Source organism: Prauserella muralis (assembly GCF_003202285.1).
GTDB lineage: Bacteria > Actinomycetota > Actinomycetes > Mycobacteriales > Pseudonocardiaceae > Prauserella_B > Prauserella_B muralis.
Map to the genome: position 1 here is coordinate 944,347 of NZ_MASW01000007.1, position 25,923 is coordinate 970,269.

21 protein-coding genes are annotated in these 25,923 nt (G+C 72.4%); 9 read left to right on the forward strand and 12 right to left on the reverse strand.

Annotated features, from left to right (window positions below):
* The first annotated feature begins 63 nt into the window (after positions 1–63).
* Positions 64–939, forward strand: a complete 876-nt coding sequence (locus BAY60_RS34140; protein ID WP_112285477.1) for an SMP-30/gluconolactonase/LRE family protein — start codon at positions 64–66, stop codon at positions 937–939.
* A complete protein-coding gene (locus BAY60_RS34145) occupies positions 936–1,691 on the forward strand; it encodes an SDR family NAD(P)-dependent oxidoreductase (RefSeq protein ID WP_112285478.1) in 756 nt (251 codons plus the stop codon). The genes BAY60_RS34140 and BAY60_RS34145 overlap by 4 nt, the downstream gene beginning before the upstream one ends.
* 84 nt (positions 1,692–1,775) lie before the next feature.
* On the opposite strand, the gene BAY60_RS34150 is transcribed toward BAY60_RS34145, so the two are convergent.
* The 3 genes from BAY60_RS34150 to BAY60_RS34160 are packed head-to-tail and all read right to left on the reverse strand — an operon-like array spanning position 1,776 to position 6,558.
* Positions 1,776–4,475, reverse strand: a complete 2,700-nt coding sequence (locus BAY60_RS34150) for a bifunctional acetate--CoA ligase family protein/GNAT family N-acetyltransferase (protein ID WP_112285479.1) — start codon at positions 4,473–4,475, stop codon at positions 1,776–1,778.
* Positions 4,476–4,480: 5 nt separating this feature from the next.
* On the reverse strand, positions 4,481–5,653 hold the full coding sequence (locus BAY60_RS34155; protein WP_112285480.1) for an acetoin utilization protein AcuC: 1,173 nt from the start codon (positions 5,651–5,653) through the stop codon (positions 4,481–4,483).
* Positions 5,654–5,709: 56 nt separating this feature from the next.
* The gene (locus BAY60_RS34160) at positions 5,710–6,558 is read right to left on the reverse strand and encodes a sulfurtransferase (RefSeq protein ID WP_112285481.1); all 849 of its coding nucleotides are present in this window, start codon (positions 6,556–6,558) and stop codon (positions 5,710–5,712) included.
* A gap of 137 nt (positions 6,559–6,695) precedes the next feature.
* Between BAY60_RS34160 and BAY60_RS34165 the strand changes: the two genes are divergently transcribed.
* From BAY60_RS34165 to galE, 3 genes are all read left to right on the forward strand, one after another.
* Entirely contained in the window at positions 6,696–7,397 is a 702-nt protein-coding gene (locus BAY60_RS34165; protein WP_112285482.1) for an iron-dependent transcriptional repressor DtxR, read from the forward strand.
* 35 nt (positions 7,398–7,432) lie between these two features.
* A complete protein-coding gene (gene galK, locus BAY60_RS34170) occupies positions 7,433–8,608 on the forward strand; it encodes a galactokinase (RefSeq protein ID WP_112285483.1) in 1,176 nt (391 codons plus the stop codon).
* A 170-nt stretch (positions 8,609–8,778) separates the two neighbouring features.
* A complete protein-coding gene (gene galE / locus BAY60_RS34175) occupies positions 8,779–9,780 on the forward strand; it encodes a UDP-glucose 4-epimerase GalE (RefSeq protein WP_112285484.1) in 1,002 nt (333 codons plus the stop codon).
* On the opposite strand, the gene BAY60_RS34180 is transcribed toward galE, so the two are convergent.
* Together BAY60_RS34180 and BAY60_RS34185 are read right to left on the reverse strand one after the other, a co-directional pair.
* Positions 9,749–10,846 (reverse strand): DUF4192 domain-containing protein, encoded by a 1,098-nt coding sequence (locus BAY60_RS34180; RefSeq protein ID WP_112285485.1) that lies wholly within the window; start codon positions 10,844–10,846, stop codon positions 9,749–9,751. The genes galE and BAY60_RS34180 overlap by 32 nt on opposite strands.
* 242 nt (positions 10,847–11,088) lie before the next feature.
* Positions 11,089–12,858 (reverse strand): Xaa-Pro dipeptidyl-peptidase, encoded by a 1,770-nt coding sequence (locus tag BAY60_RS34185; RefSeq protein ID WP_245992929.1) that lies wholly within the window; start codon positions 12,856–12,858, stop codon positions 11,089–11,091.
* A gap of 227 nt (positions 12,859–13,085) precedes the next feature.
* Here BAY60_RS34185 and BAY60_RS34190 point away from each other — a divergent pair, with 227 nt between their 5' ends.
* Together BAY60_RS34190 and BAY60_RS34195 are read left to right on the forward strand one after the other, a co-directional pair.
* Positions 13,086–14,012: a serine hydrolase gene (locus tag BAY60_RS34190; protein WP_112285486.1), complete on the forward strand. Its 927-nt coding sequence runs from the start codon at positions 13,086–13,088 to the stop codon at positions 14,010–14,012.
* A 24-nt stretch (positions 14,013–14,036) separates the two neighbouring features.
* On the forward strand, positions 14,037–15,110 hold the full coding sequence (locus BAY60_RS34195; RefSeq protein WP_112285487.1) for a DUF2293 domain-containing protein: 1,074 nt from the start codon (positions 14,037–14,039) through the stop codon (positions 15,108–15,110).
* Here BAY60_RS34195 and BAY60_RS34200 read toward each other — a convergent pair.
* Complete coding sequence (locus BAY60_RS34200; protein WP_112285488.1) at positions 15,081–15,530, reverse strand: CBS domain-containing protein; 450 nt, start codon at positions 15,528–15,530, stop codon at positions 15,081–15,083. The two genes, BAY60_RS34195 and BAY60_RS34200, sit on opposite strands and share 30 nt — an antisense overlap.
* 114 nt (positions 15,531–15,644) lie before the next feature.
* On the reverse strand, positions 15,645–16,553 hold the full coding sequence (locus BAY60_RS34205; protein WP_112285489.1) for a neutral zinc metallopeptidase: 909 nt from the start codon (positions 16,551–16,553) through the stop codon (positions 15,645–15,647).
* 80 nt (positions 16,554–16,633) lie between these two features.
* On the opposite strand from BAY60_RS34205, the gene BAY60_RS34210 reads away from it, so the two are divergent.
* On the forward strand, positions 16,634–18,673 hold the full coding sequence (locus BAY60_RS34210; protein WP_112285490.1) for a prolyl oligopeptidase family serine peptidase: 2,040 nt from the start codon (positions 16,634–16,636) through the stop codon (positions 18,671–18,673).
* Here the strand turns inward: BAY60_RS34210 and BAY60_RS34215 are convergent.
* From BAY60_RS34215 to BAY60_RS34230, 4 genes are all read right to left on the reverse strand, one after another.
* Positions 18,664–19,419: an SDR family oxidoreductase gene (locus BAY60_RS34215; RefSeq protein WP_112285491.1), complete on the reverse strand. Its 756-nt coding sequence runs from the start codon at positions 19,417–19,419 to the stop codon at positions 18,664–18,666. The genes BAY60_RS34210 and BAY60_RS34215 overlap by 10 nt on opposite strands.
* A gap of 211 nt (positions 19,420–19,630) precedes the next feature.
* Positions 19,631–22,495, reverse strand: coding sequence for a vitamin B12-dependent ribonucleotide reductase (locus BAY60_RS34220; protein ID WP_112285492.1), 2,865 nt, complete (start codon positions 22,493–22,495; stop codon positions 19,631–19,633).
* Positions 22,496–22,531: 36 nt separating this feature from the next.
* Positions 22,532–23,026 (reverse strand): transcriptional regulator NrdR, encoded by a 495-nt coding sequence (gene nrdR, locus BAY60_RS34225; protein WP_112285493.1) that lies wholly within the window; start codon positions 23,024–23,026, stop codon positions 22,532–22,534.
* Positions 23,027–23,365: 339 nt separating this feature from the next.
* The gene (locus tag BAY60_RS34230; RefSeq protein WP_112285494.1) at positions 23,366–23,827 is read right to left on the reverse strand and encodes a LysM peptidoglycan-binding domain-containing protein; all 462 of its coding nucleotides are present in this window, start codon (positions 23,825–23,827) and stop codon (positions 23,366–23,368) included.
* 345 nt (positions 23,828–24,172) lie between these two features.
* On the opposite strand from BAY60_RS34230, the gene lexA reads away from it, so the two are divergent.
* Positions 24,173–24,862 carry a transcriptional repressor LexA gene (gene lexA / locus BAY60_RS34235; RefSeq protein WP_112285659.1) on the forward strand — a complete coding sequence of 230 codons (690 nt, stop codon included), beginning with the start codon at positions 24,173–24,175 and terminating at the stop codon, positions 24,860–24,862.
* 7 nt (positions 24,863–24,869) lie between these two features.
* Here the strand turns inward: lexA and BAY60_RS34240 are convergent, their stop codons facing one another.
* A complete protein-coding gene (locus tag BAY60_RS34240) occupies positions 24,870–25,922 on the reverse strand; it encodes a hypothetical protein (protein WP_425466503.1) in 1,053 nt (350 codons plus the stop codon).
* Position 25,923 lies beyond the last annotated feature (1 nt).

A 25,923-nucleotide genomic window follows, 5' to 3' on the forward strand; every position in this document is an offset into this window, starting at 1 on the left:
CTGCCGAACCACCTGCTACAGTGAAACGCGAGTTTCGAAAATGTGGACGGGTGGGTGAGCGGGATGGGCACGGCGTCGTCGCCTGACGTGGTGGTCGAGGCGGTTGCCGTGTCCGGGATCGTGGCGGCGCTGGGTGAGTCGCCGTTGTGGCAGGAGGGTGTGGGCCTGCGCTGGCTGGATGTGACCGGGCGGTGGCTGCACACGCGGGGGCTGGACGGTGTGGAGCGTTCGGTGGCGCTGTCGGGCCGGGTCACCGCCGTCGAGGCCGGGCCGGGCGCGGAGTTGTTCGCTGTCACCGGTAGCGGGTTCGGCTGGGTGGATCCGGACAGCGGCGCGGTCACCCCGCTGGCCACGGTGCTGGGTGAGGCTTCGGTGTCGATGAACGACGGCGCGATCGATGCCCGGGGCCGCTGCTGGGCGGGTTCGGCGGTGCGGGACGGCAGCGGGCGTGGCGCGTTGTTCCGGTTCGACGGGCGTGAGGTCACCGCGCACGTCACCGGTGTGGGCATGTCCAACGGGATCGGCTTCTCCCCCGGGGGCGAGGTGCTCTACCACGTCGACAGCGCCGCGGGCACCGTCACCGCGTGGGAGTACGACCTGGCCACCGGTGAACTGGGCCGGTCGCGGCTGCTGCGCACGGTGCCCGCGGAGATCGGGCTGCCGGACGGGCTGGCGATCGACACCGGCGGGGGGATCTGGCTGGCCGTGTGGGGGCCGGGGCAGGTGTGGCGGCTGGATCCCGGCACCGGCGCCATCACGGCGCTGGTCGAGGTGCCCACCCCGTGCACCACGAGTTGCGTGTTCGGCGGTCCCGGCCTCGGCACGCTCTACATCACCACCGCCGACCACGAGAGCCCGCCCGGCGGCGGGCTGCTCTACGCGGCCGAGGTTCCCGCGCGCGGGCTGGCCGCGCACCCGTTCACGGAGGTGACGCGATGAGCGGCGTGGCACTGGTGACGGGCGCGTCCCGCGGCATCGGCGCCGCCGTGGCCCGCAGACTGGCCGCCGACGGCATGGCCGTGGCCGTCAACTGCTACCCCGACGAGGGCATGCTGGCCGCCGCCAAGGAAGTCGTGGCCACCATCCACCGCGAGGGCGGCACCGCCGACGTGTTCCCCGCCGACGTCACCTCCGCCCCGGCCGTGGACGAGATGTTCTCGCTGTGCGAGAACCAGTTCGGCCCGGTGAACACGCTCGTGCTCAACGCCGCCGTCACCGGCAGGCTGGCCTGGGACACCATCACCGAGTCCGAATGGGACCGGGTCACCGCCGTCAACCTCAAGGGCGCCCTGCTGTGCTGCCGCCGCGGCTTCGGCGGCCGGCACGGGCCCGACGGCGGCACGATCGTCACCGTCAGCAGCGTGCAGGCCCAGCTCGGCGCACCCAACGCGCTGCACTACGCCACGACCAAGGCCGGCCTGCTCGGATTCACCCGCTCGCTGGCGCGCGAGCTCGGCCCGCGCAACATCCGCGTCAACTGCGTCATGCCCGGCGCCATCCAGACCGAGGAAGAACTGGAAGCCTTCCCCCAGCAGGACGAGGTACGCCGGATCGTACTGAGCAACCAGATCCTGCAACGCCGCGGCCAGGCCACCGACATCGCCGGCGTGGTCAGCTTCCTCACCGGAGAAGCCAGCGCATTCATGACCGGCCAAACCCTCTGCGTCGACGGAGGCTGGATCCTGCACTAGCCGCGCCGCCACCCGCACCCACGGTGCTCTTGGGTACCTATCGCGTACCCAAGGTGCCCTTCGGCTCGCCGCCGGGCGGGCGCCTCAGCCCTGCGGAGCGTTGATCGGCCTCAGCCTCCGGGGACCCGAGTCAGGCCGCGACGGCGGCGGCCCCAGCACGATCCGCGCGTTGGTGACGAACGCGCCCTCCGGCGAGGCCAGGATCGGGTCCAGGGTCAGCGACCGGACCTCCGGGTTGTCCTCAGCCAGCGCCGCCACCCGCAGCACCAGATCCTGCAACGCGGCAAGGTCGGCGGGCTCGTCGCCACGGTAACCGGTCAGCAGCGGCGCCGTCCTCGGCTCGCGGACGAGCGTCGCGGCGTCCACATCGGTCAGTGGCACCGCCCGGAACGCCTGGTCACCGAGCAACGAACTAACCACTCCGGACAGTCCGAACGACACCAGTGTGCCGAACGACGGGTCGTCCTGCAGCCCGATGACGCAGGACAGCCCCTTGGGCGCCATCCGCTGCACGTACACCTCGTCGTTCTCGGACAGCGCGCGCAGGTCCCGGTAGCTGACCCGCACCGAGTCCTCCGAGGTGAGGTCGAGCCGCACCCCGGCCAGGTCCGGCCTGCCGCGCAGGCTCTCGTCGTAGGCCTTGAGCGTCACCGGGTAGCCGAGCTCGGCGGCCGCGGCCACGGCGTCGTCCTCGCCGGACACCAGCCGGAACGGCACCACCTCGATGCCGTAGCAGGCGAGCAGCCGCAGCACGTCGTCGTCGCGCAGCACGACGTTGTGCTCGCCCGGCAGCAACTCCCGCACCAGGCCACCCGCCTGCTCGGGATGCAGGCCGGCCGGCCGGACGATCGTGCCCTGCGGCCGCTGCCGCCATGCCGCGTACCGAACCGTCCTGGCCAGCGCGTTCACGGCACGCTCGGGGCTGGGATACGACGGGATGGAGCCGAACGTCGGCGCGCCCGCCTCGTCCAGCACCGCCAGCTCCGCGGGCACACCCTCGGCGGCGAGGAAGGTCGACACCACCGGCTTGCGTGGCCCGGCGCCGTCGGCGAGCACGGTGTCCCGCAACGCCCGCGCGTACGCGGTGCCCGGGATGGCGACGGGCGGCACGAACACCGCCACCAGGGCGTCCACCTCCGGCGAGGCGAGCGCCTCCCCCACCGCCGCGGCGAACTCCTCCGGCGAGGCCTGCGGACCGATGTCCACCGGGTCGATGCCGAGCCGCAGCCCCTGCGCCTTGGCGGTGTCGGCGGCGAGCAGCCCGATGGCGCTGGAGTTGCCGACGATCGCGATCCGCGAGCCACCTGGCAGCGGCTGGTGGGCGAAGACCAGCGCCGTGTCGAACAGCTGCGCCAGCGAGTCCACGCGCACGACCCCGGCCTGCTCGAACAGCGCCTGCACGCTCGACTCGTCGATGTCGGCGGAGGTCGCGGCCAGCTGCGGGCGCACGGCGTGCCTTCCGGACTTCACCGCCACGATCGGCTTGGTGCGGGCGAGCCTGCGGGCCAGCCGCGCGAACTTGCGAGGGTTGCCGAACGACTCCAGATACAGCAGCACCAGGTCGGTGTTCGGGTCGGTCTCCCAGTACTGGAGCAGGTCGTTGCCGGAGACGTCGGCGCGGTTGCCCGCCGAGACGAACGTCGAAAGGCCGAGGCCGCGCGCCTCGGCGTCGGCGAGGATCGCGATGCCCAGCGCACCGGACTGGCAGAAGAACCCCGTGCGGCCGCGTTGCGGCAGCCGGGGTGCCAGAGTGGCGTTGAGCCGCACAGCCGGGTCGGTGTTGAGCACGCCGAGCGCGTTGGGCCCGACCACGCGCATGCCGTGTGCCCGGGCCTCGCCGACGAGCCGCAGTTCTGCGTGCAGGCCGTGCGGCCCGGCCTCGGCGAAGCCGGACGAGACGATGACGAGCGTCTTCACGCCCTTGGCGAGCGCCCCGTCCAGCACCGACTCCACCTGGTCGGCCGGCACCGCGACGATCGCGAGGTCCACCGGGTCGGGAATCTCCAGCACCGACTTGTAGGCCCGCACGCCGCGCACCGAGGTGCGTTCGGGGTTGACCGGGTACACGGTGCCCGCGAAGTCGGCGGAGAGCAGGTTGGTCAGCACCGCGTAGCCGATCTTGGTCGAGTCGGTGGAGGCGCCGATGACCGCGACCGAGTGCGGATGCAGCAGGTTGTGCACGCTGCGCGCCTCCGCCGCCTGTTCCCTGGCCCTGGCCACGGCCAGCGACTCCTCGGTGGGGTCGATGTCGAACTCCAGATGCACCACGCCCTCCTCGAACGCGCGGCTCACCTGGTAGCCGGCGTCGCGGAACACGCGGATCATCGCGGAGTTCTCGGCCAGTACCTCGGCGACGAACCGGCGCAGCCCGCTCTCGGACGCCGCGGCCGCCAGGTGCTCCAGCAGGATCGAGCCCAGCCCGCGGCCCTGGTGGGCGTCGTCGACGACGAACGCGACCTCGGCGGAGGACTCGTCCAGCCGTTCGTAGCGGCCGACCGCGACGACGTCGTCGCCGAGCAGTGCCACGAAGGCCACCCGGTCGTGGTGGTCGACGGTCGAGAACCGTTCGAGGTCACGCGCGGGGATGCGCGGGTAGGCGCCGAAGTAGCGCAGGTAGCGGGTGCGTTCGGAGAGCCTGCCGTGCAGCGCGACGAGCCCGTCGGCGTCGGTGGGCACCACCGGCCGCAGGTGCACGGTGCCGCCGTCGGAGAGCAGGACGTCGGCCTCCCAGTGACGCGGGTAGTCGAAGGGGTCGCGCGGCCGCTCGCCACTGTCACCGGTCATGGGCGTCAGTCTCGCGGATCGTCGGGGTCGAGGCCATGCAGTGGGAAGACCGCCCTGCGCGTGTCCCGGATCGCCACGTCGACCGCATCGTCGAGGCCGTCGCCCCACGGGGAGAACCCGGTGTCGCCGCCGTCGCCCATCGACAGCGGCAGCTCCGCGTGGGGGGCGAGACCGCGCACGTGCTCGGTCCACGCGGGCGGCAGCGGCGTCTCCGGCGGGACGTCCCGGTCGAGCACCGTGGCGATCAGGTGCGTCCACGAGCGGGGCACCACGCGCAGCAGCTGGTAGCCGCCACCGCCCACGGCGAGCCACTTGCCGTCGGCATGGGTGTCGGCGAGCTCCCGCAGCGTGCGGTACAGGGTGCGGTGGCCGTCGACGGTGAGCGCGAGGTCGGCCAGCGGGTCCTCGTCGTGGGAGTCGACCCCGCACTGGCTCACCAGCAGCTGCGGGCGGAACTCGGCCAGCAGCGACGGCACGACCGCGTGGAAGGCCCGCAGCCAGCCCGCGTCCTTGGTGCGGGGCGGCAGCGGGACGTTGACGGCGCTGCCCTCGGCGCCCTCGGCGCCCGTCTCGCCGGAGTAGCCGGTGCCGGGGAACAGCGTGAACGGGTGCTGGTGCAGCGAGACGGTCAGCACGCGGGGATCGCCGTAGAAGGCGGCCTGCACGCCGTCGCCGTGGTGGACGTCGGTGTCGATGTAGGCGATGCGGTCGAAGCCGTGGTCGAGCAGCCAGGAGATCGCCACCGAGACGTCGTTGTAGACGCAGAAGCCGGAGGCGTGGTCACGCATGGCGTGGTGCAGCCCGCCCGCGATGTTCACCGCCCGCTGCGCCTTGCCCTCGGCGAGGCAGCGTGCGCCGAGCAGCGTGGAGCCGACGACCAGCGAGGCCGCCTCGTGCATGTCGGTGAACACGGGGTTGTCCGGGGTGCCGAGCCCGTGCCCGACGTCCCAGCCCGCCATGGGTGCCTGCTTGACGGCCTCGAGGTACTCGGCGGCGTGCGCGCGGTACAGCTCGGCCTCCGTCGCGGGCTCCGGCACGAGCAGGGGCACGTCGTCGAGCACGCCGAGCGCGGTCGCCAGCCGGATGGTCAGGTCGAGCCGGACGGGGTTGAACGGATGCTCACCGCCAAGGTCGTAGCCGAGCAGTGCCGGGTCCCAGACGACAGCGGAGGGGGCCATGAACCGAGACTAACGGAGACCCCCGCCGCGGGAAGGCCGCGCACATGGTGGCCGGGCTACCCGGGTTCCGGGCCCGTCGCGGCGGGACGAGCCGGGTCGGCCGACCAGTGCGACCACGATCCCGCGTAGAGCGCGGCGGGCTCGGCGCGCCCGGCGAGCTCCAGCGCCAGCACGATCGAGCTCGCGGTGATGCCGGAGCCGCAGTAGGCACCCACCGGCACGTCGTCGCGGACCCCCAGGTCCGCGAAGTGCCGGGCCAGCTCGCCGGGGCCGCGCCACCGTCCGTCCTGGCCCGTGTGCCCGGCGAAGGGCGCGTTGACCGCACCCGGCACGTGTCCGGGGCGGGGGTCCACGGGCTCGGCCTCGCCGGTGTAGCGCTGCGGTGCGCGGGCGTCGAGCAGCACGCCCCGGCGAGCCAGGGCGGCTGCCTCGTCGGCGCCCAGCACGGGCATGCCGCCCGGGCGCACCTCGATGTCGCCCTCGGGCGGCGCGAGGGGCCCGGTGGTGACGGGCCTGCCCTCGGCCTGCCACGCCGCGAAGCCGCCGTCGAGCACGGCGGCCTCGGTGTGTCCCGCCCAGCGCAACAGCCACCATGCCCTGGCAGCGACGGAGGAGTCGCCGTCGTCGTAGGCCACCACGAGCCCGCCGGAGCGCACGCCCGCCGCGCGCAGCACCCGCTGCAGCGCCGCGGGGTCGGGCAGCGGGTGCCTGCCCCCGGCGCCGGGCGGGGCGGCCAGCTCGGTGTCGACGTCCACGTACACGGCACCGGGCAGATGCCCGGCGTGATAGGACTCGATGCCAGGGGGTCCGTTCAGCCGCCAGCGCACGTCGAGCACGGCGGGGCGGGCGGACGGCTCGCCGTCCAGCAGGGCGGCCAGGTCGGCGGTGCTGATCACGGGGCGCATTCGCTCATCTTCCTCCGCGGTCCGACATTCACGCAGCGTGGACGGCGTGTCGCAGGAGCGGCGGTCGTTACCTGATCGCCTGCCGTAACCGTCGGGGTGAACGACTACCATGAGTTTGGCGAACAAAGGGGACAGGCGTGAACGATCTCATCGACACCACCGAGATGTACTTGCGCACCATCTACGAGCTCGAGGAAGAGGGTGTCGTACCGCTGCGCGCCCGCATTGCGGAGCGGCTGCAGCAGAGCGGACCCACCGTGAGCCAGACGGTGGCGCGGATGGAGCGGGACGGGCTGGTGGTGGTCGCCGACGACCGGCATCTGCAACTCACCGACCACGGCCGTGAGCTGGCGGTGGCCGTCATGCGCAAGCACCGGCTCGCCGAACGCCTGCTCGTGGACGTCATCGGCCTCGAGTGGGAGCACGTGCACAACGAGGCGTGCCGCTGGGAGCACGTGATGAGCGAGGCCGTGGAACGCAAGCTCGTCCAGCTGCTCGACCACCCCACCACCTCGCCGTACGGCAACCCGATCCCGGGGCTGGACAAGCTCGGCGAGGGTGAGCCGGCTCCGCCTGCCGAGGCCGATCTCGTGCGCCTGGACGAGGTCGCGCGCTCGGGTGGCGGCAAGGTGGAGATCCGCAGGATCGCCGAGCACGTGCAGCTCGACGAGGGCCTGATGACGGAGCTGAAGGCCGTCGGCATCGTGCCGGGCCACACCGTGCGGGTCGGCAAGATCAACGGTGGCGGTGCGACCACCACCGTCGAGGTCTCCGACGACCACCGTTCCGCGTACGTCGCCACGTCCGTCCTGCACGCCGTGCTCGCGCAGGCTCGATGACCCCAGCGCCGTCCAGCGGGGTCGCCGCACCCGCGGTGAGCCCCGCCCGGGCGGCCGCCGACGCCTTCCGCACGCTGCACGGCAGGCAGCCGGAGGGCGTGTGGGCGGCGCCCGGCCGGGTCAACCTGATCGGCGAGCACACCGACTACAACGACGGCTACGTCCTGCCGTTCGCGCTGCCCCACCGGCTGGCCGCCGCGGTGTCCCCGCGGCAGGACGCGGCACTCACGCTGGCGACCCTGGGCTCCGACGGCCGGATCCAGCAGGCCGGGCCGCTGACCCTCGCCGACCTGCGACCGGGGCGGCCGGACGGCTGGGCCGCCTACCCGGCCGGGGTTGCCTGGGTGCTGCGCGAGCACGGCATCGGCGGGGGTGCCGATGTCGTCATCGCGGGCGACGTGCCCACCGGCGCGGGGCTGTCCTCCTCGGCGGCCATCGAGTGCGCGGTGGCACTCGCACTGCGCGGCGTCGCCGGGTACGACGAGCCGGACGAGCCGCGCCGGGCCGAGATCGCCCGGTGGGCACAGCGGGCCGAGAACGAGTTCGTCGGCGTCCCCACCGGCGTGCTCGACCAGACGGCGTCGCTGTGCTGCGTGGCCGGGCACGTGCTGTTCCTCGATGTGCGCACCGGCGAACGCGAGCAGGTGCCGTTCGACACGGCGAGCACCGGACTGCGGGTGCTGGTGATCGACACCCGCGTCAAGCACGCCCACAGCGAATCCGGCTACGCCGAGCGCCGCCGCGGCACCGAACGCGCCGCCGACCTGCTCGGCGTGCCCGCGTTGCGGGACGTCACCCCCGCGGGGCTGGCCGCCGCGCTGGAGGCGCTGCCGGACGAGCTGCGCCCGCTGGTGCGGCACGTCGTCACCGAGAACGCCCGGGTTCTCGACGTCGTCGGGCACCTGCGCGCGGGCCGCATCGCCGAGATCGGTCCGCTGCTCGACGCCTCCCACCGCAGCATGCGCGACGACTACCGCATCTCGGCTCCCGAACTCGACCTGGCGGTGGACACCGCCCGCGAGGCGGGCGCTCTGGGCGCCCGGATGACCGGTGGCGGGTTCGGTGGCTCCGCGATCGCGCTGGTGCGCGAGTCCGACCAGCGAGCCGTCGAGCAGGCCGTCACCACGGCTTTCGCCCGGCAGGGGCTGCGCAGGCCCCGCCTGTTCGCGGCGGTTCCCTCGGCGGGCGCCGGCCGCGAGCAGCTCGCCTGAACGGGCGGCACCCGGCGTGACCCGGGTTCCGTCGGCTCCGGCGGGCCGGTGCACACTGGCGTAGCGCGAGCCGCGGCAGGCCCCGCACCCGCGGCACGGCTCGTGGTCCTAGGCTGCGTGCAACCACCTCCGTCCCTAGTCGTTCCTCACCGAAAGGCCCGGAAACGCCGATGCCCACCGACAGCGCGACGCCGAACAAGCCCAGGAAGCTGGTCGTCACAGGCGGCGCAGGTTATGTCGGCAGTGTGTGCGCCGCGCGGCTGCTCGAGGCCGGGCACGAGGTCACCGTCGTCGACGACCTGTCCACCGGCCACGCCGACGCGGTACCCGAGGGGGCCCGCTTCGTGGAGGGCAACGCGGCCGAGGTCGCGCCCACCCTGCTGGCCGAGGGGTTCGACGGCGTCCTGCATTTCGCCGCGAAATCGCTCGTCGGCGAGTCCATGCAGGACCCGTCGCTCTACTGGCACGGCAACGTCCTCACCTCCCTGCAGTTGCTCGACGCGATGCGCGCCCACGGCACGCCGCGGCTGGTGTTCTCGTCCACGGCCGCGACCTACGGCGAGCCGGAGACGAGCCCGATCCCCGAGACGGCGCCGACCCGGCCGACCAACACCTACGGCGCCACCAAGCTCGCCATCGACCACGCCATCTCCAGCTACGCCCGGGCGCACGGGCTGGCCGCGGTGAGCCTGCGGTACTTCAACGTGGCCGGCGCCTACGGCCGGTTCGGGGAACGCCACGCCACCGAGACCCATCTGATCCCGCTGGTGCTGCAGGTCGCCACCGGTGACCGCGCGCAGGTGCAGATCTACGGCGACGACTACCCCACCGACGACGGCACGGCGGTGCGCGACTACATCCACGTCGCCGACCTGGCCGACGCACACCTGCTCGCGCTGGAGCACACCCGGGCCGGGGAGCACCAGATCTACAACCTCGGCAACGGCACCGGCTTCTCCGTCCGGCAGGTCATCGAGGCCTGCCGCACGGTGACCGGCCACCCGATCCCCGCTGTCGTGAGCCAGCGCCGGGCCGGCGACCCGGCCGTGCTGGTCGCCGCCAGCGAGCAGGCCAGGGAGCGCCTGGGCTGGAAGCCCGAGCGCACCGACCTCGCCGGCATCGTCGAGGACGCGTGGCGTTTCACCCAGCAGCGGGCGGCGAACCCGGCGTAGGCGGGGTCCCCGGCTCGCCGGGAGGGTCCGAGCCCCACAGCGCCGCACCGTCACAGGCCTGACCCAGCTGGGCGAGCCTGCGCGGCGGCAGGGCGTGGTGCAGCGCCTGCTCCAGCAGTCCGGCCAGCATGTGCTGCGGGTCGGCCTCCCGGGCGTTCGTCGCCGCCATACCGGCGAGCGCGCCGTCCCCGCGGACGTAGGCGGAGTACGCCAGCAGGCTTGCGGCCTGCGCCCGCTCGGGCGCGGGGATGGCGCGGACCAGCGCCAGCCACAACCGTTCCGCCGTGGCCGCACGAGGCGTGCCGGGCGGCAACGCCGTGGCGAGGCAGGCGTCGCGCACCTCCGGCAACTCCAGCGCGCAGGCGAGATCGGCGACCTCGCCGTCGGTGAACGAGGGCGTGCCACACTCGGCGCGCCGGAGCGCGTCGCGGACGAGCCGGTAACCGTGCGCCAGTGCCACACCGCTCGCCGCAGGGAACTCGGCCGCCCTGGCCCGCAACAGGCCGGCTCTGCGCCGCAGTGCGGCCGGATCGTCGGGCGTCAGGCGACGAGCCGACTCCTGCCTGCTGCCGTAGGTGACCAGCCCCGCGTGTGCCGCCACGGCGGCGAGCACGGTGGACGCCGGGTCTGGCAGCGTGCCGCCGCAGCCGGGCTCGTCGTAGCAGCACCAGGCGGCTCCCTCGCGGATCTCCGGGACCCACAACGCGTGCATCGTGCGCACGCCGCCCGCGGAGAGCAGCGCGCGAACCGTGTCGACGAGCCCGCGGTGCGGCGGACTTTCCGCTCGCTCCTCCGGGCTGTTGCCGACGACGGCGAGGGTGACCGCGTGGGTGCCTTCCTGACGCAGCGGCCTGTGCAGCACCTTCGCGAGCTCATGTTCGCGCCCGGGGGGCGGCAGGTCCGCCCTGAGCGCATGACCGATCCGGTTGGCCTGGTCTCCGGCGTGCGCGAGCACGAGGATCGACCGTTCGGGACGGAACCCGAGCAGGTGCGGGATCGCGGCGAGCAGCTGGTCTGGTTTGCGCAGGTCGACCGTGACGGCCCCTGCCGTGGGTGAGGTGGTCATGGCTCCACGATCCGCCGCCGCGTCCGGGATTGGGGCGGTGAGGCCGAATCTGTGGACAACTCGCGGTGGGTGGAACAACTCGGTGCGCGGAGCCGGTTTCTGTCGGTGGCGTGTGCTATCGCCCTGCGCCCGCGCCACCGCGCACGCCCGTGAACACGTGAACGCAGGACTCGCGGGCCTGAACGCAGAACTCGCGGGCCTGAACGCAGGACTCGCGGGCCTGAACGCAGGACTCGCGGGGCCTAGAACGCGGCCCGCAGGGTGGCGGGTCCGCCGACCACCGGAAGGGTCACCGACGTGCGGTTGAGGTGGATCGCCAGCCCGGCACCCGGCTTCGGCCGCAACGTGAAGTCGTGGTCACTGGACAGCAGCACGAACTCCAGGCTGTGGCCCGCGGCGAGCACGTAGTCCTGCGGCTGCAGCGCGAACGACACCCGGTACGGCACCCCCGGCACGATCCGGTCGGTACGCGCGGGATCCCTGCGGTTCTGCGGATCGGTCCAGCCGCGGGTGATGACGGATCGCGTGCCGTCGGGCGCGCGGTCCACCAGGACACCGGTGACGTTGGCCGCAGGCCTGCTGAACTCCACCCGCAGGTCCACCTCGGGGGTTCCGCTCAGCCGCACGGACTGGCGCGCCGCGGGGGTGGCGTAGGAGAGGCGGTGCGGTGACGATGCCGCCTCGGCGAGCTGCTCCACCTTCTTCGTCGCGTCGTCGGTGAGGCTCTCCACCACCGGACGGCCCTTGAGAGCACCGCGCACGTCGAGCTCACCGTGTCCCCTGCCGCCGGGTCGCGGGTGGACGGTCGCGGGGCGCGAGCCCGGAGCCGGCCAGTCGGCCTCCTCGGTCCAGGACAGGTCCTCCCGCTGGATCGTGGCCCTCGGCTCGCGCTCCACCCCGTTGTCGATGCCGTACAGGTAGTGCGAGAACCAGCGGTTCAGCGTCCGCAGCCACTCGTCCCGCCGCAGGTTGTACGGGTCGGTGTGCCCCGACTGGTGCAGCCAGATCTTGCGCTCGACCCCGTGCTCGGCCAGCGCTCGGTACCAGCGCGAAACCTGGCTGACCGTGACGTTCCAGTCGCTGAGCCCGTGCACGGCCAGCACCGAGGCCCGCACCTTGTCCACGTCGTGGAGATAGTTCCGCTCGTGCCAGAACTCGCTGTAGTCACCGGTGACGCGGTCCTGCTCGGCGGCGAGCCGGTCGATCACGGGACGGCAGATCTCCCGGTCGGCCCGCGTGTAGACGTACTCGGCCAGCACGTCGGCGTCCTCGCCCTGGTACCCGCCGGGCGCCACGACGGCACCGTCCTCGCGGTAGTAGTCGTACCAGTCGGAGATGGCGGCGATCGGCACGATCGTCTCCAGGCCCTCCACGCCCGTGCTCGCGACCGCATTGGGGAGCGTGCCGTTGTACGACACACCCATCATCGCCGTCTTGCCGGTGGCCCAGTCGGCGACCACGGGGTTGCCGGTGGCGTCGCGCGCGCTCGCCCTGCCGTTGAGCCAGTCGACCACCGAGCGGGCGCCGATCGTCTCGTTCTCACCGCCCGTGGTGGGGCAGCCGGTGGACTCCCCGCTGCCGAGCGACTCGGCGTAGACGACGGCGAAGCCTCGCGACACCAGGTACTCCTCGTAGCGCCAGGTGATGGCGGGCGCGGGCTTGCCCCGGCCCGGCACGTACAGCTCGACGTCGACGTCGTGGTTGGTGATGTCGTTGCCGCCCGCGTAGTACGGGCTCGCCTGGTACACCACCGGCACCCGCAGGCCGTCCTCGGTGGCCTGGGGCCGGACGACCTCGACATGCACGAGATCGTCGGCGCCGTCGTGATCGCTGTCGACGGGCGCCTTCACCCACAGGCTCTCGCGCACGGCGTCGGCCGTGCCGAAGACGGGCTGGGCCTGCCCGTCCCGGAACACCGGCTGCGGCGGTGGCTCGGCAGCGGCGGCCGCGGGCACCAGGGGCAGCGCGACGACGGCGGCGAGGAGCAGCTGAGGCAGGCGCGGGAATCTCACGTAACCCCCAGTGGCCGGCGAGACGGAACGGCCTGACTTTTCCGGGCATCCCTCGGCGGTGTCAAGGAATTCCGGGACAAACCCGACGAAAGACAGTGAGCCGATCCCGTCGGCGACGGCCGGGCGCGACGGTGCGTCGGGCCGAAGAACTCCGGTGCCTCACGCCCGCGTCCGATGTTCACCCCGGGTTGACCGAAAACCAACCTTTCGAGTGATTGCATAGCCCGGTGAGGCTCGGCCGGATCGTCCTCAGCCTGCTGGTGGCGGGCTCGGTCGTGGCCGTGCTCGTCGTCGCGGCCGCCCGAAGCCCCTCCCACACCGAGCGGTCACCGCTGAGCACCGGCCTCGAACCCACGCTCCACTCCACCACGCCCACTGCCGTCTCCCCCTCACCCTCCCCCAGCCCGCTTCCCCGCCACGAGCGGGCGGAGCTGGCCACGGCCGTCACCGAGGCCGTCACGCGGCTGGTCCCGGGCACCGAGATCGGTCTCGCCGTCCACGACCGCCTCACCGGGTCCCTGCTCACCAGCCACAACGCCGACCGGCCGTTCTACACCGCATCCGTGGTCAAGTTGCTCATCGCCGCGCACGTGCTGCGCGAGGCGGGCTGGCGGGTGCCGGAGGGCCCCGAGCGGGACAACCTCACCGCCATGCTCGCCGACAGCGCCGACTGGGTCGCCTCGGCGCTGTGGGAGGCCCATGGCGGCCCGCGGATCGACCGCCAGATGGCCGAGCTGATGGGGCTGTCGCACACGGCACCGCCCGCGGTCGCCTCCCAGTGGGAGCTGACGACGATGAGCCCGCGCGACGTGCTGGCGGTCTACGACTACCTCGACACCGAGATGCCCGAGCGGGCCGCAGGCTTCGTCCTCGGCGCGCTGAACGGAGCGCAGCGGCTCGCGCTCGACGGGTTCGACCAGCACTTCGGCATCCCCGCCGCGCTGCCCGGCACCGACCACGCCATCAAGCAGGGCTGGATGCGCATCGACGACGGCCTCGTGCTCAACACCACCGGCGTCGTCGGCTCCGGCAGCCGCTACGTCGTCGCGCTGCTGACCCGGCAACCGGGTTCCACCGGCTACGCCGAGGGGCGCGCCGCGGTCACCGCCGGCATCGCGGCACTCGCCGAAACCCTCGCCGCGGAGGCCAGCTAGCCTCGTCCGCTAGCCTGGCGAGCCATGACCACGCTCCGCCGGCGGGTGATCGCGGCCGCCGAGACCGCGCTCGCGCACCAGAAGTACGTGGCGCCCGTCGAGGTGCTGTCGGTGCTGGGCTGGCTCCCACCGAGCCGGGTCGAGCAGTGGCGCGGCGGCCGCGTGCCGGATCTGTCGGCCATCGCGGCGGTGAACGACGACCGGCTCGCCGAGGCGCTCGGCCACCTGCGCGAGTGGGCAGCCGATCAGGGCCTCGAGCCGGACGAGATCGGCTACCTCGCCCGCACCCGCGACGCACGCCCGCTGCGGTTCACGGCCGGTGGTGACGAGAACCTGGAGCGGCTCTTCCGCACGCACTGGGTCTCACCCGCGCTGCCTGCCACCCGTCGCGAGCAGCTGCGGGCCCGCCAGAGCAAGGCCCCGGATCTGGCCGTGCTGGCCCTCGGCGGGCCGTGGACGTGTGCCGAGTGCGGGCTCGCGGCGGAGTCCGGTGAGCACGCGCTCCTCGAGGACGCGGGCCCGCTGTGCCTGGGCTGCGCCGACTTCGGCCATCTGACGTTCCTGCCCTCCGGCGACGCGGCCCTGTCCCGCCGCGCCAGGAAGGAGAGCGGCCTGTGCGTGCTCGTCATGCGCTTCAACCGCAGGCGCAAACGCTACGAGCGGCAGGGCATCCTCGTCGAACCCGGCGCGCTGGAGCGGGCCGAGGAGCAGTGCCTTGCCGACGAGGACGTGCGCGCTCGGCGCCGCGTGCGCGACGCCGAGCGGCGGGCGGGACAGGACGTCGAGTTCCAGAGCGCCTTCGCCGAGCGGATCCGGCTGCTGTTTCCCGGCTGCCCGCCGGAGCGGGCCCGCGCCATCGCCGAGCATGCCGGCACCCGCGGCAGCGGCAGGGTCGGCCGCTCGGCCGCGGGGCGCGCGTTCGACGAGGACGCGGTGCGGGCCGCCGTGGTGGCCTCCGTACGTCACCACGACACGCCCTACGACGACCTGTTGATGTCCGGAACTCCCAGGGCGCAGGCTCGCGAGGAGATCCGCGACCGCATCGACCAGGTGCTGCGCGGCTGGGAGTCAGCCCGCGTTGTGGAACGTCCCGCCTGAGATGTAGGCCTCCAGCTGCTCCTGGTTCTGCTGCAGCTCGTCCATCCGGGACTTCACCACGTCGCCGATGCTCACGATCCCGGCGAGCCTGCCCTCGACCAGCACGGGCACGTGCCGGATGCGCCGTTCGGTCATGACGGCGCTGAGCTCGTCGACGGAGTCCTGCGGCGTGCAGGTGGCCACGATCGTCGTCATGATGTCGGCGACCCGCCGCGACAGCAGGTCGGGGCCGTGCTGGTGGAGGCGGCGCACGACGTCGCGCTCGGACACGATGCCGGCCACGCCGCCGTGTGGGTCGACGACCACGAGCGCGCCCACGTTGTGCTCGGCGAGGCGGGCCAGGAGCTCCGTGACGGTCGTCTCCGGGGTCACGGTCGCCACGGTGGACCCCTTGCTCCGCAGCAGGTCGGCAATCCGCATGAAGCTCTCCTCCCGCGCACCTGGTGATCTGGTTCACACCAGGTTAGTGGCCAGGGGAACAACGGCAAAGGTCATCGTCCGGGTCGACTTCGGGCTTCGGACCTGCCCCGGCCGTCACGCTACGTCGCGGGCGGGCACGTCCCAGGTGTCGCAGGCGGCGGTCGTGGCCTCCTCGAACCCCCGTTCGGCCCAGCGCACCTGGTTCTCCAGCGTGCCGTGGGTGTCGCTGTCAACGCTGTTGCGGAAGTCGTTCACGGCGGCCTGCGCCTCGCTCCACGGCAGGGAGCCACGCCCGGCAGCGCCGGCCAGGAAAAGACCGGCGAAGCAGTTGGCCTGCAGTTCGATGCGCCGCGTCACCAGCAGCTCCTTCTGCCCGCCCTCCTCGGCGCCGAAGAGCCGCCGCGACGCGGCCTCGAGGATCCCGCTGAGGTTCTGGACGTGGTGGGCGTACTCGTGGGCCAGCACGGCCAGGTGTGCGGGTTCGTAGACCTCGAGGTACTCCAGCAACCGCCGCCGGGGCATGTAGATCACCTCGTCAGCCGCGCAGTAGAACGCGGTCGCCTCCTCCTCGGCGGGCATGTCGCCGCAGCTGCTGTCCGCGTCGGCCGCGATGTTCAGGCCCGCCTCGGCGAACGGCTCGTGTGCCGCGGCCAGCACGGGCCGCCACGCGTCGTCGAGGCAACCCAGCGCCGCGTCGTAGTAGCGCCGCACCTGCGCCCCCGACCGGCCCAGCTCGGGCAGCGTGCAGGTGATCCGGGGCAGCGTCACCCCGTCCGCCAGCAGCGGGTTGGCACCCAGCTCGACCACCGGCCGCGGCTCGGCCGACCGTGGTGGGGAACCCGCCGACGGCTGCCCCGCCCCGTCGGCGAGCACCCCCGGCGCGGCCACGGCCATCCCTCGGATCGGGCGGACCACCCTTCCCGCGAGCGCGATTCCCACGACCAGTCCCAGCACCAGCGTGAGCACCCCCACGATGGCGAACGGCGAGTTGCGTTCCGGACGGCCGGGTTCGAATCTGTCCACAGTGCACCACAGCCTAGCGGCGCGGCGAAGACCGCCGGATCACAAAACGGGCACGCCCGCGCGCCTGGCAGACTGGGACCATGACCGAGGCTCATCCCCAGGTGGACGACGATCCGTACCGCTGGCTCGAGGAGGTCACCGGCACCGCCGCCCTCGACTGGGTGCGCGCCCGCAACGCCGAGACGGTCGAGGAGCTGACGCACGGCGAGCGGTTCGCGCGGCTGCGTGACGAGCTGCGGGAGGTCCTCGACGCCGACGACCGGATTCCCTACGTGCGGCGCCGCGGCGAGTACCTGTACAACTTCTGGCGCGACGCCGCCCACCCCCGCGGCCTGTGGCGGCGCACCACCCTCGACGAGTACCGCAGGGCGGAACCGGACTGGGACGTCCTCCTCGACATCGACGCCCTCGCCGAGGCCGAGGGCGAGAACTGGGTGTGGCAGGGCGCCGCCGTGCTGCGGCCGGGCTTCCGGCGCTGCCTCGTGGAGCTCTCCCGCGGTGGAGCGGACGCGACCGTCGTCCGTGAGTTCGACCTCGACCGGCGCGAGTTCGTGCCCGACGGTTTCACGCTGCCCGAGGCCAAGAGCTCGGTGGCCTGGATCGACGAGGACCGCATCTACGTCGGTACCGACTTCGGCGAGGGCTCGCTGACGTCGTCCGGCTACCCGCGCCTGGTCAAGGAGTGGCGGCGCGGCACGCCGCTGTCCGAGGCCACTCTGGTGTTCGAGGGCAAGCCCGAGGACGTGGCCGTCCGCGGGTTCCACGACCCCACCGAGGGCTGGGAACGCGACCTGGTGCGGCGCAGCATCGACTTCTACCGCTCCGAGCTCTACCTGCGTACCGCGGACGGCCTGGTGCGCGTCGACGTGCCCGACGACGCCGTCGCGTCCGTCCACCGCGAATGGCTGCTGGTGCGCACGCGCTCGCCGTGGCGCGTGGCCGGTGCCGAGCATCCCGGCGGGACGCTGCTGGCAGCGCGGCTGGAGGACTTCCTTGCCGGCGAGCGCACGATGACGGTGCTGTTCGAGCCGGACGCGCACACCTCGCTCGACTACTACGACTGGACCCGCCATCACCTCGTGGTGGGCACGCTCAGCGACGTCACGACGCGGCTGCGGGTGCTGACCCCGGGGCCGGACGGCTGGCGGGACGAGCCGCTGCCGGGGGTTCCGGAGATCGGGTCCGTGCAGGTCGTGGACACCGAACCCGATCACAGCGACGAGATCCTGCTCGACGTCACCGGCTACACCCAGCCGTCGTCGCTCGTGCACGGTGAGGTGGGTGGCGAGCTGGAGACGCTGAAGCAGGCCCCCGCCTTCTTCGACAGCGCCGGCATCACCACCGAGCAGTTCTTCGCGACCTCGGCCGACGGCACGCGCATCCCGTACTTCGTCGTCGGAGCACACCGGAACGGCCCCGGTCCGACCCTGCTCACCGGCTACGGCGGCTTCGAGGTGTCGCTGACGCCGTCGTACAGCGGCATGATCGGCCGTGGCTGGCTGGCCAGGGGCGGCACGTACGTGGTGGCCAACCTGCGTGGCGGCGGCGAGTACGGGCCGGACTGGCACAGCCAGGCCGTCAAGGCCCACCGGCACCGCGTGTACGAGGACTTCGCCGCCGTGGCCGCCGACCTCGTCGCGCGGGGCGTCACCACCCCCGCCACGCTCGGCATCCAGGGCGGCAGCAACGGGGGCCTGCTGATGGGTGTCATGCTCACCCGCCACCCGGAGCGCTTCGGTGCCATCGTCAGCCAGGTTCCGCTGCTGGACATGCGCCGCTACCACCAGCTGCTCGCGGGCGCGTCGTGGATGGCGGAGTACGGCGACCCCGACGACCCCGCCGAGTGGGCCTACCTCGGCCCGTACTCGCCGTACCACAACGTCCGGAGTGGACAGAACTACCCTCCGACGCTCTTCGTGACGTCCACTCGTGACGATCGCGTGCATCCTGGCCATGCCCGCAAGATGGTGGCACTGATGCGGGAGCACGGCTACGACGTGCGCTACCACGAGAACATCGAGGGCGGGCACGGCGCCGCCGCCGACAACGCCCAGCTGGCGTTCAAGTGGGCACTGGTGTTCGAGTTCCTGTGGGAGCAGCTGGCCCCGGCTCAGCGCTGAGCGAGGAACTGCTCGAACGTCAGCCGCCCGTCGCGGTGCGCGGGGGCGAGATGGAGGCCGTCTCGGTAGCCGCGGTAGGCCGCGCCCGCCAGCCGTACCGGCAGCACCGCCCTGCGGCGCCGGGTCGCACGGAGGTAGCTGCCCGCGAGGTCACGCAGGCTGCGGACCTCGGGACCGCCGAGATCCGGTACCCGGCCCGCGGGCGCACCGGCGGCCAGCGCGGCCAGCCGCGCGCCCACCTCGCCGCTGTGCACGGGTTGCACGCTGACGCCTGCCGGAACCGGCAGCACCGGGGAGCGGGCCAGCGTGCCGAGCAGCCGGGCCACGAGGTCGTGGAACTGGGTCGCGCGCTGGATGGTCCACGGCACGCCGGATTCGGTGACGAGCCGCTCGGCGGCGTGCTTCGCGCGGTAGTAGCCGAGCGGATGCCGGTCGACCCCGACGATGGAGACGTAGACCAGGTGCGGGCACTCGATGCGGCGCGCGGCGTCCAGGACGGTTGACGCCACGTGGGTCTCCTTGCCGGCGAAGCTGGTGGCACAGTGCACCACCGCATCCGCGCCGTCCAGGGCGGCCTCGAGGCCCGTGCCCTCGCGGTAGTCGACCGTCGCCCAGGTGTACGGCAGTGACCCGTCCGGAGCCTGCCGCCTGCTCGCGACCCGGACCCGGTGTCCCGCGTCCAGCAGTTCCCGCACGACGTGCCCGCCGAGCGTGCCGGTTCCTCCCGTCACCAGTACGGTGCTCATCCCGCCTCCTCATCACCGCGAAGCAATCCTCTGGTACGAGGACTACGCAGGCGGGACGAACGTGACAACCGGGCGGCCGCCGCACTGACGGGCGAGGCAGGTCAGCGGCAGTCAGCCCCATGGCGCCACAACTGCGGGCTGACATGGCGGAGCCGGGGCGACGGCCGTCGCCCCGGCTCTGCCACTACGTCACCTGCGGGGAATGCTCACCTCAGCTGCAGCCGGACGTGGCGCCGCAGCCCTCGCACGCGTAGCAGGAGCCCGCGGGCCGCATCTTCGTGCCGCAGGTCATGCACAGCGGCGCGTCGGCGGCCTTGCCGAGCTGCAGCTCCACCAGCTCGGTGGTGGTGTGCGCCTCGCGCGCCGGTGCCGGGCTGTTCCCGGCCGACTGCTGCTCCTCGACCGGCCGCGAGCCACTGGCGTCGACGCTGCTGCGCAGCGCCTCCAGATCCACGTTGTCCGGCTCGCCCGCCGACCCCGCGTACTCGGCCTCCACCTTGGCCGAGCGCTCGTCGGCGGTGAAGATGCCGAGCTGGGCCCGCTTCTCGTACGGCAGGTAGTCGAGGGCGAGCCTGCGGAACAGGTAGTCCAGCACGCTCGTGGCCATCCGCACGTCCGGGTCGTCGGTCATCCCTGCGGGCTCGAAGCGCAGGTTGGCGAACTTGGAGACGTAGAACTCCAGCGGAATGCCGTACTGCAGGCCCACCGAGATCGACATCGAGAAGGCGTCCATCACGCCGGCCAGCGTCGAACCCTGCTTGCCGAGCTTGACGAAGATCTCGCCCAGCCCGTCGTCCGGGTACGAGCCCGCCGTCAGGTAGCCCTCGGCGCCGCCGACGGTGAACGACACGGTCTGGCTCGGGCGCTTCTTCGGCAGGCGCTTGCGCACCGGGCGGTACTCGACGACCTTCTCGGGCTCGGCGTCGGCCTTGTCGTGCTTGCCGGTGGACAGCGGCTGGCCGACCTTGCAGTTGTCGCGGTAGATGGCCAGCGCCTTGAGCCCCAGCTTCCAGCCCTGGAAGTAGATCTCCTCGATCTCCTCCACGGTCGCCGACTCGGGCATGTTGACCGTCTTGGAGATCGCGCCGGAGAGGAACGGCTGCACGGCCGCCATCATGCGCACGTGGCCCATCGGCGCGATGGAGCGCTCACCGACCGCGCAGTCGAACACCTCGTAGTGCTCGGGGCGCAGCCCCGGAGCGTCGATCACGTGGCCGTGCTGGGCGATGTAGTCGACGATCGCCTCGATCTGCTCGTCCTGGTAGCCCAGCGAGTGCAGCGCGCGGGGCACGGCGTTGTTGACGATCTGCATGGAGCCGCCACCGACGAGCTTCTTGAACTTCACCAGCGAGAAGTCCGGCTCGATGCCGGTGGTGTCGCAGTCCATCATGAAGCCGATGGTGCCGGTGGGCGCGAGCACGCTGGCCTGCGCGTTGCGCCAGCCGCTCTCGGTGCCGATCTCGATGCCGCGCTGCCACTCGCGGGTCGCCAGCGAGCGCACGTTCACGTCGTTGGTGTGGTAGGTGCGGATCAGCTCGTTGGCCGCGGCGTGCTTGCGCATGACGCGCTGGTGCGCCTCCGCGTTGCGGGCGTAGCCCTCGTAGGGGCCGACCACGCCGGCGAGCTCGGCGGAGCGGCGGTAGGACACGGCCGTCATCAGCGAGGTGATCCCGGCGGCGAGCGCCCGCCCTCCTTCGGAGTCGTAGGCGTGGCCGGTGGCCATCAGCAGCGCGCCGAGGTTGGCGTAGCCGATGCCCAGCTGGCGGAACTTGCGCGTGGTCTCGGCGATCGGCTCGGTCGGGAAGTCCGCGAAGCAGATCGAGATGTCCATCGCGGTGATGACCAGCTCGACGGCCTTGGCGAAGGTCTCGGCGTCGAACGTGCCGTCCTCGCGGAGGAACTTCAGCAGGTTCAGCGACGCGAGGTTGCAGCTGGAGTTGTCCAGGTGCATGTACTCCGAGCACGGGTTGGACGCGGTGATGCGGCCCGACTCGGGGCAGGTGTGCCAGTCGTTGATCGTGTCGTCGTACTGCAGGCCGGGGTCGGCGCACTCCCACGCGGCCTGCGCCATCTTGCGGAACAGCGCCTTGGCGTCGGTGTGCTCGATGACCTCGCCGGTCATCCGGGCCCGCAGCCCGAACTGGCTGCCGGACTCGACGGCCTGCATGAAGTCGTCGGACACGCGCACCGAGTTGTTCGCGTTCTGGTACTGCACTGAGGAGATGTCGGAGCCGCCGAGGTCCATGTCGAACCCGGCGTCGCGGAGCACGCGGATCTTGTGCTCCTCCTTGGCCTTGGTCTCGATGAACTCCTCGATGTCGGGATGGTCGACGTCCAGCACGACCATCTTGGCGGCCCTGCGGGTGGCGCCGCCGGACTTGATGGTGCCCGCGGACGCGTCGGCGCCGCGCATGAAGGAGACCGGGCCGGAGGCGGTGCCGCCGGAGGACAGCAACTCCTTGGACGAACGGATGCGGGAGAGGTTCAGTCCGGCGCCGGAGCCGCCCTTGAAGATCAGGCCCTCCTCGCGGTACCAGTTCAGGATCGACTCCATGGTGTCGTCCACGGAGAGGATGAAGCACGCGGAGACCTGCTGCTTGGAGGAGGTTCCGACGTTGAACCAGACCGGGGAGTTGAAGCTGAACACCTGGTGCAGCAGCATCCACGTGAGCTCGTGCTCGAAGACCTCGGCGTCGGCGGGGCTCGCGAAGTAACCGTTGTCGGTGCCCGCCTTGACGTAGCTCTTGACCACGCGGTCGATGAGCTGCTTGAGGCTGTGCTCCCGCTGCGGGCTGCCCGCGGCGCCCCGGAAGTACTTGCTCGTGACGATGTTGGTGGCGTTGACCGACCAGAAGTCGGGGAACTCGACGCCGCGCTGCTCGAAGTTCACCGTGCCGTCTCGCCAGTTGGTCATGACGACGTCGCGCTTCTCCCAGCTCACCTCGTCGTAGGGGTGCACGCCCGCCGTCGTGTAGACGCGCTCGACGCGCAGCCCCTTCCGCGCGTTCGCGCCGCCCTGGCGCTTCCTGGCCGCCTTACCGGAGGCCTCCGCGCCGACCCCGACTGTTTCTGTCATGACTCCCACTCCCGCGTTCTGCCACAGGCGGCGACGTCAGGCGTCGTCCGCACGTTTGCCGCTGTCGTCCGGCTCGATCGAATCCGCGATCGCCTTGCGAAGGTCCGAGATCTCCTTCTCGAAGTCCTCGATGGACGAGAAGGACCGGTAGACGCTCGCGAACCGCAGGTACGCCACAGCGTCGAGTTCCCTGAGGGGCCCGAGGATCGCCAGCCCGACCTCGTGGCTCGGAATCTCCGCGACGCCGGCCGCCCTGATCGACTCCTCCACACGCTGCGCGAGTTGCTGCAGCGCGTCGTCGTCGACGGGACGGCCCTGGCAGGCGCGGCGCACTCCCCGAACCACCTTGTCCCTGCTGAACTGCTCGGTGACCCCGGAACGCTTGACGACGGCGAGCACCACCGTCTCCGAGGTCGTGAACCGGCGGCCGCATTCGGAGCACGACCGGCGCCGGCGGATCGCCTGCCCCTCGTCCACCTCGCGCGAGTCGACGACGCGGGAATCGGCGTGCCTGCAGAACGGGCACCGCATCCGCCGATCACCTCCCTGTTCGCGCCGGCTACCGCTGGGCGCCCTGGACCACGGGGCCACGTCGCCTGGTGATCAATCTGTGGACACCCGGTGGGTGAACACCGACAAGCTGTGGATAACTGCGATCCAGTTTACCCCAACTTGTGGACCAACTACAGCCATGTAACTACTACATGTAGGGGTTGACCTTAGAAGCCGCCGGGCGACGGCGCAAGCGAGACAGGGCCCCCGGCAGGGTGACGGGAGACATAATCTCCCCGCGTGGGGGATGCGCGGACTCCGGGACGGCCCGCGGCCGGGGGCCGCCGGCACGCTGAGCGCACTTCCGGCTGCGGGCGGTCAGCGCCCTGCGGGGACGACGAGCGGTGTGCCCGGGCGCACGTCGGCGCCGGTGAGGCCGTTCAGCTCCTGGATGCGCTCGACGACCGCCTGGGGATCGCTGTCCGGCGCGGACCGCTCGGCGACGTCCCACAGCGTGTCCCCTGGCGCCACCGACACCACCGCCGTACTCGCGGGCACCGTGGCCTCGCCCGCGCCCGCCATGCTGCTCGCCAGCCAGCCGAGCCCGGCGACGCCGAGGCACACGGCCGCGGCCACCGCGGCCAGCAGCGGCCAGCGGTACGGCACCGCCCGCGGCCCGCATGGCACGGCGCCCCGGGCGGGCGGCCTGCGCAGCGCCACCCTCGCCCGGGTCGGCGGACGGCGGGTTTCACCCGATCGTGCCCGCCGGACCGTCCGCGGCGGCAGCACGCTCTCGTGCGCCCGCACCCGCTGGGCCTCCCGATCCACCACAGCCGACATCGGAACCTCCTCGCAGCTCCCGTTTCCTCGCCCGACCACCGGCCGCGAGCCCCGGGGGGTCGAACACGCGTTCTATCGAACGCCCGTGCGACTGTGTACCACTCGGGTCTGACAAAATCGAGAGCGCCACGGCGTGTCGGTCGAACAGGTGTTTGAAATCGCCGGGTCGGAGGGCTAGCGTCGAGAGTGGACAGGCGAGCCGCGCCGGAAGGGCACGGCGCCGCCCGCCCCACAGGACCGACAGTGACAACAGGCACGAACCGGCACGACAAGCACGACAGGCACGACAAGCACGGAGCACGGCCGGTCCGGCGGCAGCCGGACCCCCGACTGGGAGGCAGCGCGGTGGCACGCAACAGCAAGGACGCAGGCGGCAAGGTGCACACCCTGCCCGAGGTCGAGGACCCCGACGAGAGCCTGACGCCTCGCCAGCAGAAGGTGCTCGGCGTGATCAGGGAGTGGGTCGACCGGTACGGCTACCCGCCCAGCGTCCGGGAGATCGGCGAGGCCGTCGGGCTGACCTCGACGTCATCGGTGTCCCACCAGTTGCGCGCGCTCCAGCGGAAGGGCTATCTGCGACGCGACGCCAACCGGCCGAGGGCCGTCGGCGTGCTCGCCGCCGACACCGACTCGGCGGCCGCCGCGGCCGAGCACCTGCCGAAGCCCGCCTTCGTGCCGCTGGTCGGCCGCATCGCCGCCGGTGGCCCCGTGCTGGCCGAGGAGGCGATCGAGGACGTCTTCCCGCTGCCGAAGGACATCGTCGGCGAAGGGGAGGTCTTCCTGCTCAGCGTCACCGGTGACTCGATGGTCGACGCGGCGATCACCGACGGCGACTGGGTGGTCGTGCGGCAGCAGCCCGACGCGGAGAACGGTGACATCGTGGCCGCGATGATCGAGGGCGAGGCCACCGTGAAGACGTTCAAGCGCAGGGACGGCCACGTCTGGCTGATGCCGCACAACGAGGCCTACGACCCCATCCCGGGTGACGACGCGACGATCCTCGGCAAGGTGGTCGCCGTCCTGCGGCGGCTCTGACGGTCCGTCAGCGGCGGCGCAGCCTGCTCAGGCCGAACACCGCGGCGGCAGCCACCACCGCCGCGATCGCGATGCCGGGCAGCACGGGAACGCCGGAATCCGGCTGTGCGCCGGCGGCCTGCTCGCCGTCGGAGGCGGCGCCGCCCGCCGAGGCCCCGGATTCCCCTGAGTTCCCGGACGTCCCCTCGGCGACGAGGTCCGTCGCGCCGCGCACCGCTCGCACGGCACTGCCCGCACCTTCGGTCCCCGACAGCAGCGTCCCGTCCGGTTCGAAGGCGATGGCTTCGCCCTGCGGCTCGTTCGGCAGGGCGACCCGGACCGGCTGCCGCTGCAGTGCGGCGACGATGTCGCCGTCCGGCGCCGGATACAGGTACGCGTCGGTGTAGGTGCGCAGGGCGACCACGGTTCCGTCGGCGCTCGTCGCCGCACCCGTGACCAGCAGGGAGCCCGCCGAACCAACCGGACCGCCCGGGGTCTCGGTGGCGGACAGATCCAGCGCGCCGACCCGTTCGAGCGGTGTCGGCCCGGGGCTGCTCAGCTCCCGCGCCGGGCGGTACACCTCCGAGCCGCCGAGCACGTTCTTCGTGACGATGTACGGCGTCCCGTCGCCGCCGAGCAGCAGCGCCTCGGCATCGTGCTGGCCGTCCGGGTAGGTCAGCCGGTACAGCACGGCGTCGCCATCCGGTGACACGGCATGCAGCGCCACCGTGTCCCGCTGCTTGCGGTTGTCGCCGGTGTCGCCGAGCCAGAGCGTCCCGTCCCCGGCCAGTGCGAGATCCTCGACGTCGTACGGGTCGGCGGGGTTTTCGATCACGTGCCGGACCGAGCAGTCCCGGCCCAGCACGAAGATCTCCAGGCTGGAGCCGCCGTCGTTGACGGCGTACCAGTGTTCCGCGTCGGCGGCCAGCCCGGACAGCTCGGTGATCCGGCTGTCGCCGATGGTGCACACCGGCTCGGGGCCGGCCGCCTGCGCGGCCGAGGCCGCCGGCACGGCCACGCCGCCGAGCAGGCCCGCCACCGCAAGGACGCCGAACAGCCGCCCGCGAACGCGCGAGGTCACG

Bases quoted from the DNA above. Each gene is read 5' to 3' on its own strand.
- BAY60_RS34140 (WP_112285477.1), top strand. From the start codon at position 64: ATGGGCACGGCGTCGTCGCCTGACGTGGTGGTCGAGGCGGTTGCCGTG.
- BAY60_RS34145 (WP_112285478.1), top strand. From the start codon at position 936: ATGAGCGGCGTGGCACTGGTGACGGGCGCGTCCCGCGGCATCGGCGCC.
- BAY60_RS34150 (WP_112285479.1), bottom strand. From the start codon at position 4,475: ATGACCGGTGACAGTGGCGAGCGGCCGCGCGACCCCTTCGACTACCCG.
- BAY60_RS34155 (WP_112285480.1), bottom strand. From the start codon at position 5,653: ATGGCCCCCTCCGCTGTCGTCTGGGACCCGGCACTGCTCGGCTACGAC.
- BAY60_RS34160 (WP_112285481.1), bottom strand. From the start codon at position 6,558: ATGCGCCCCGTGATCAGCACCGCCGACCTGGCCGCCCTGCTGGACGGC.
- galE (WP_112285484.1), top strand. From the start codon at position 8,779: ATGCCCACCGACAGCGCGACGCCGAACAAGCCCAGGAAGCTGGTCGTC.
- BAY60_RS34180 (WP_112285485.1), bottom strand. From the start codon at position 10,846: ATGACCACCTCACCCACGGCAGGGGCCGTCACGGTCGACCTGCGCAAA.
- BAY60_RS34195 (WP_112285487.1), top strand. From the start codon at position 14,037: ATGACCACGCTCCGCCGGCGGGTGATCGCGGCCGCCGAGACCGCGCTC.
- BAY60_RS34200 (WP_112285488.1), bottom strand. From the start codon at position 15,530: ATGCGGATTGCCGACCTGCTGCGGAGCAAGGGGTCCACCGTGGCGACC.
- BAY60_RS34210 (WP_112285490.1), top strand. From the start codon at position 16,634: ATGACCGAGGCTCATCCCCAGGTGGACGACGATCCGTACCGCTGGCTC.
- BAY60_RS34215 (WP_112285491.1), bottom strand. From the start codon at position 19,419: ATGAGCACCGTACTGGTGACGGGAGGAACCGGCACGCTCGGCGGGCAC.
- BAY60_RS34220 (WP_112285492.1), bottom strand. From the start codon at position 22,495: ATGACAGAAACAGTCGGGGTCGGCGCGGAGGCCTCCGGTAAGGCGGCC.
- nrdR (WP_112285493.1), bottom strand. From the start codon at position 23,026: ATGCGGTGCCCGTTCTGCAGGCACGCCGATTCCCGCGTCGTCGACTCG.
- BAY60_RS34230 (WP_112285494.1), bottom strand. From the start codon at position 23,827: ATGTCGGCTGTGGTGGATCGGGAGGCCCAGCGGGTGCGGGCGCACGAG.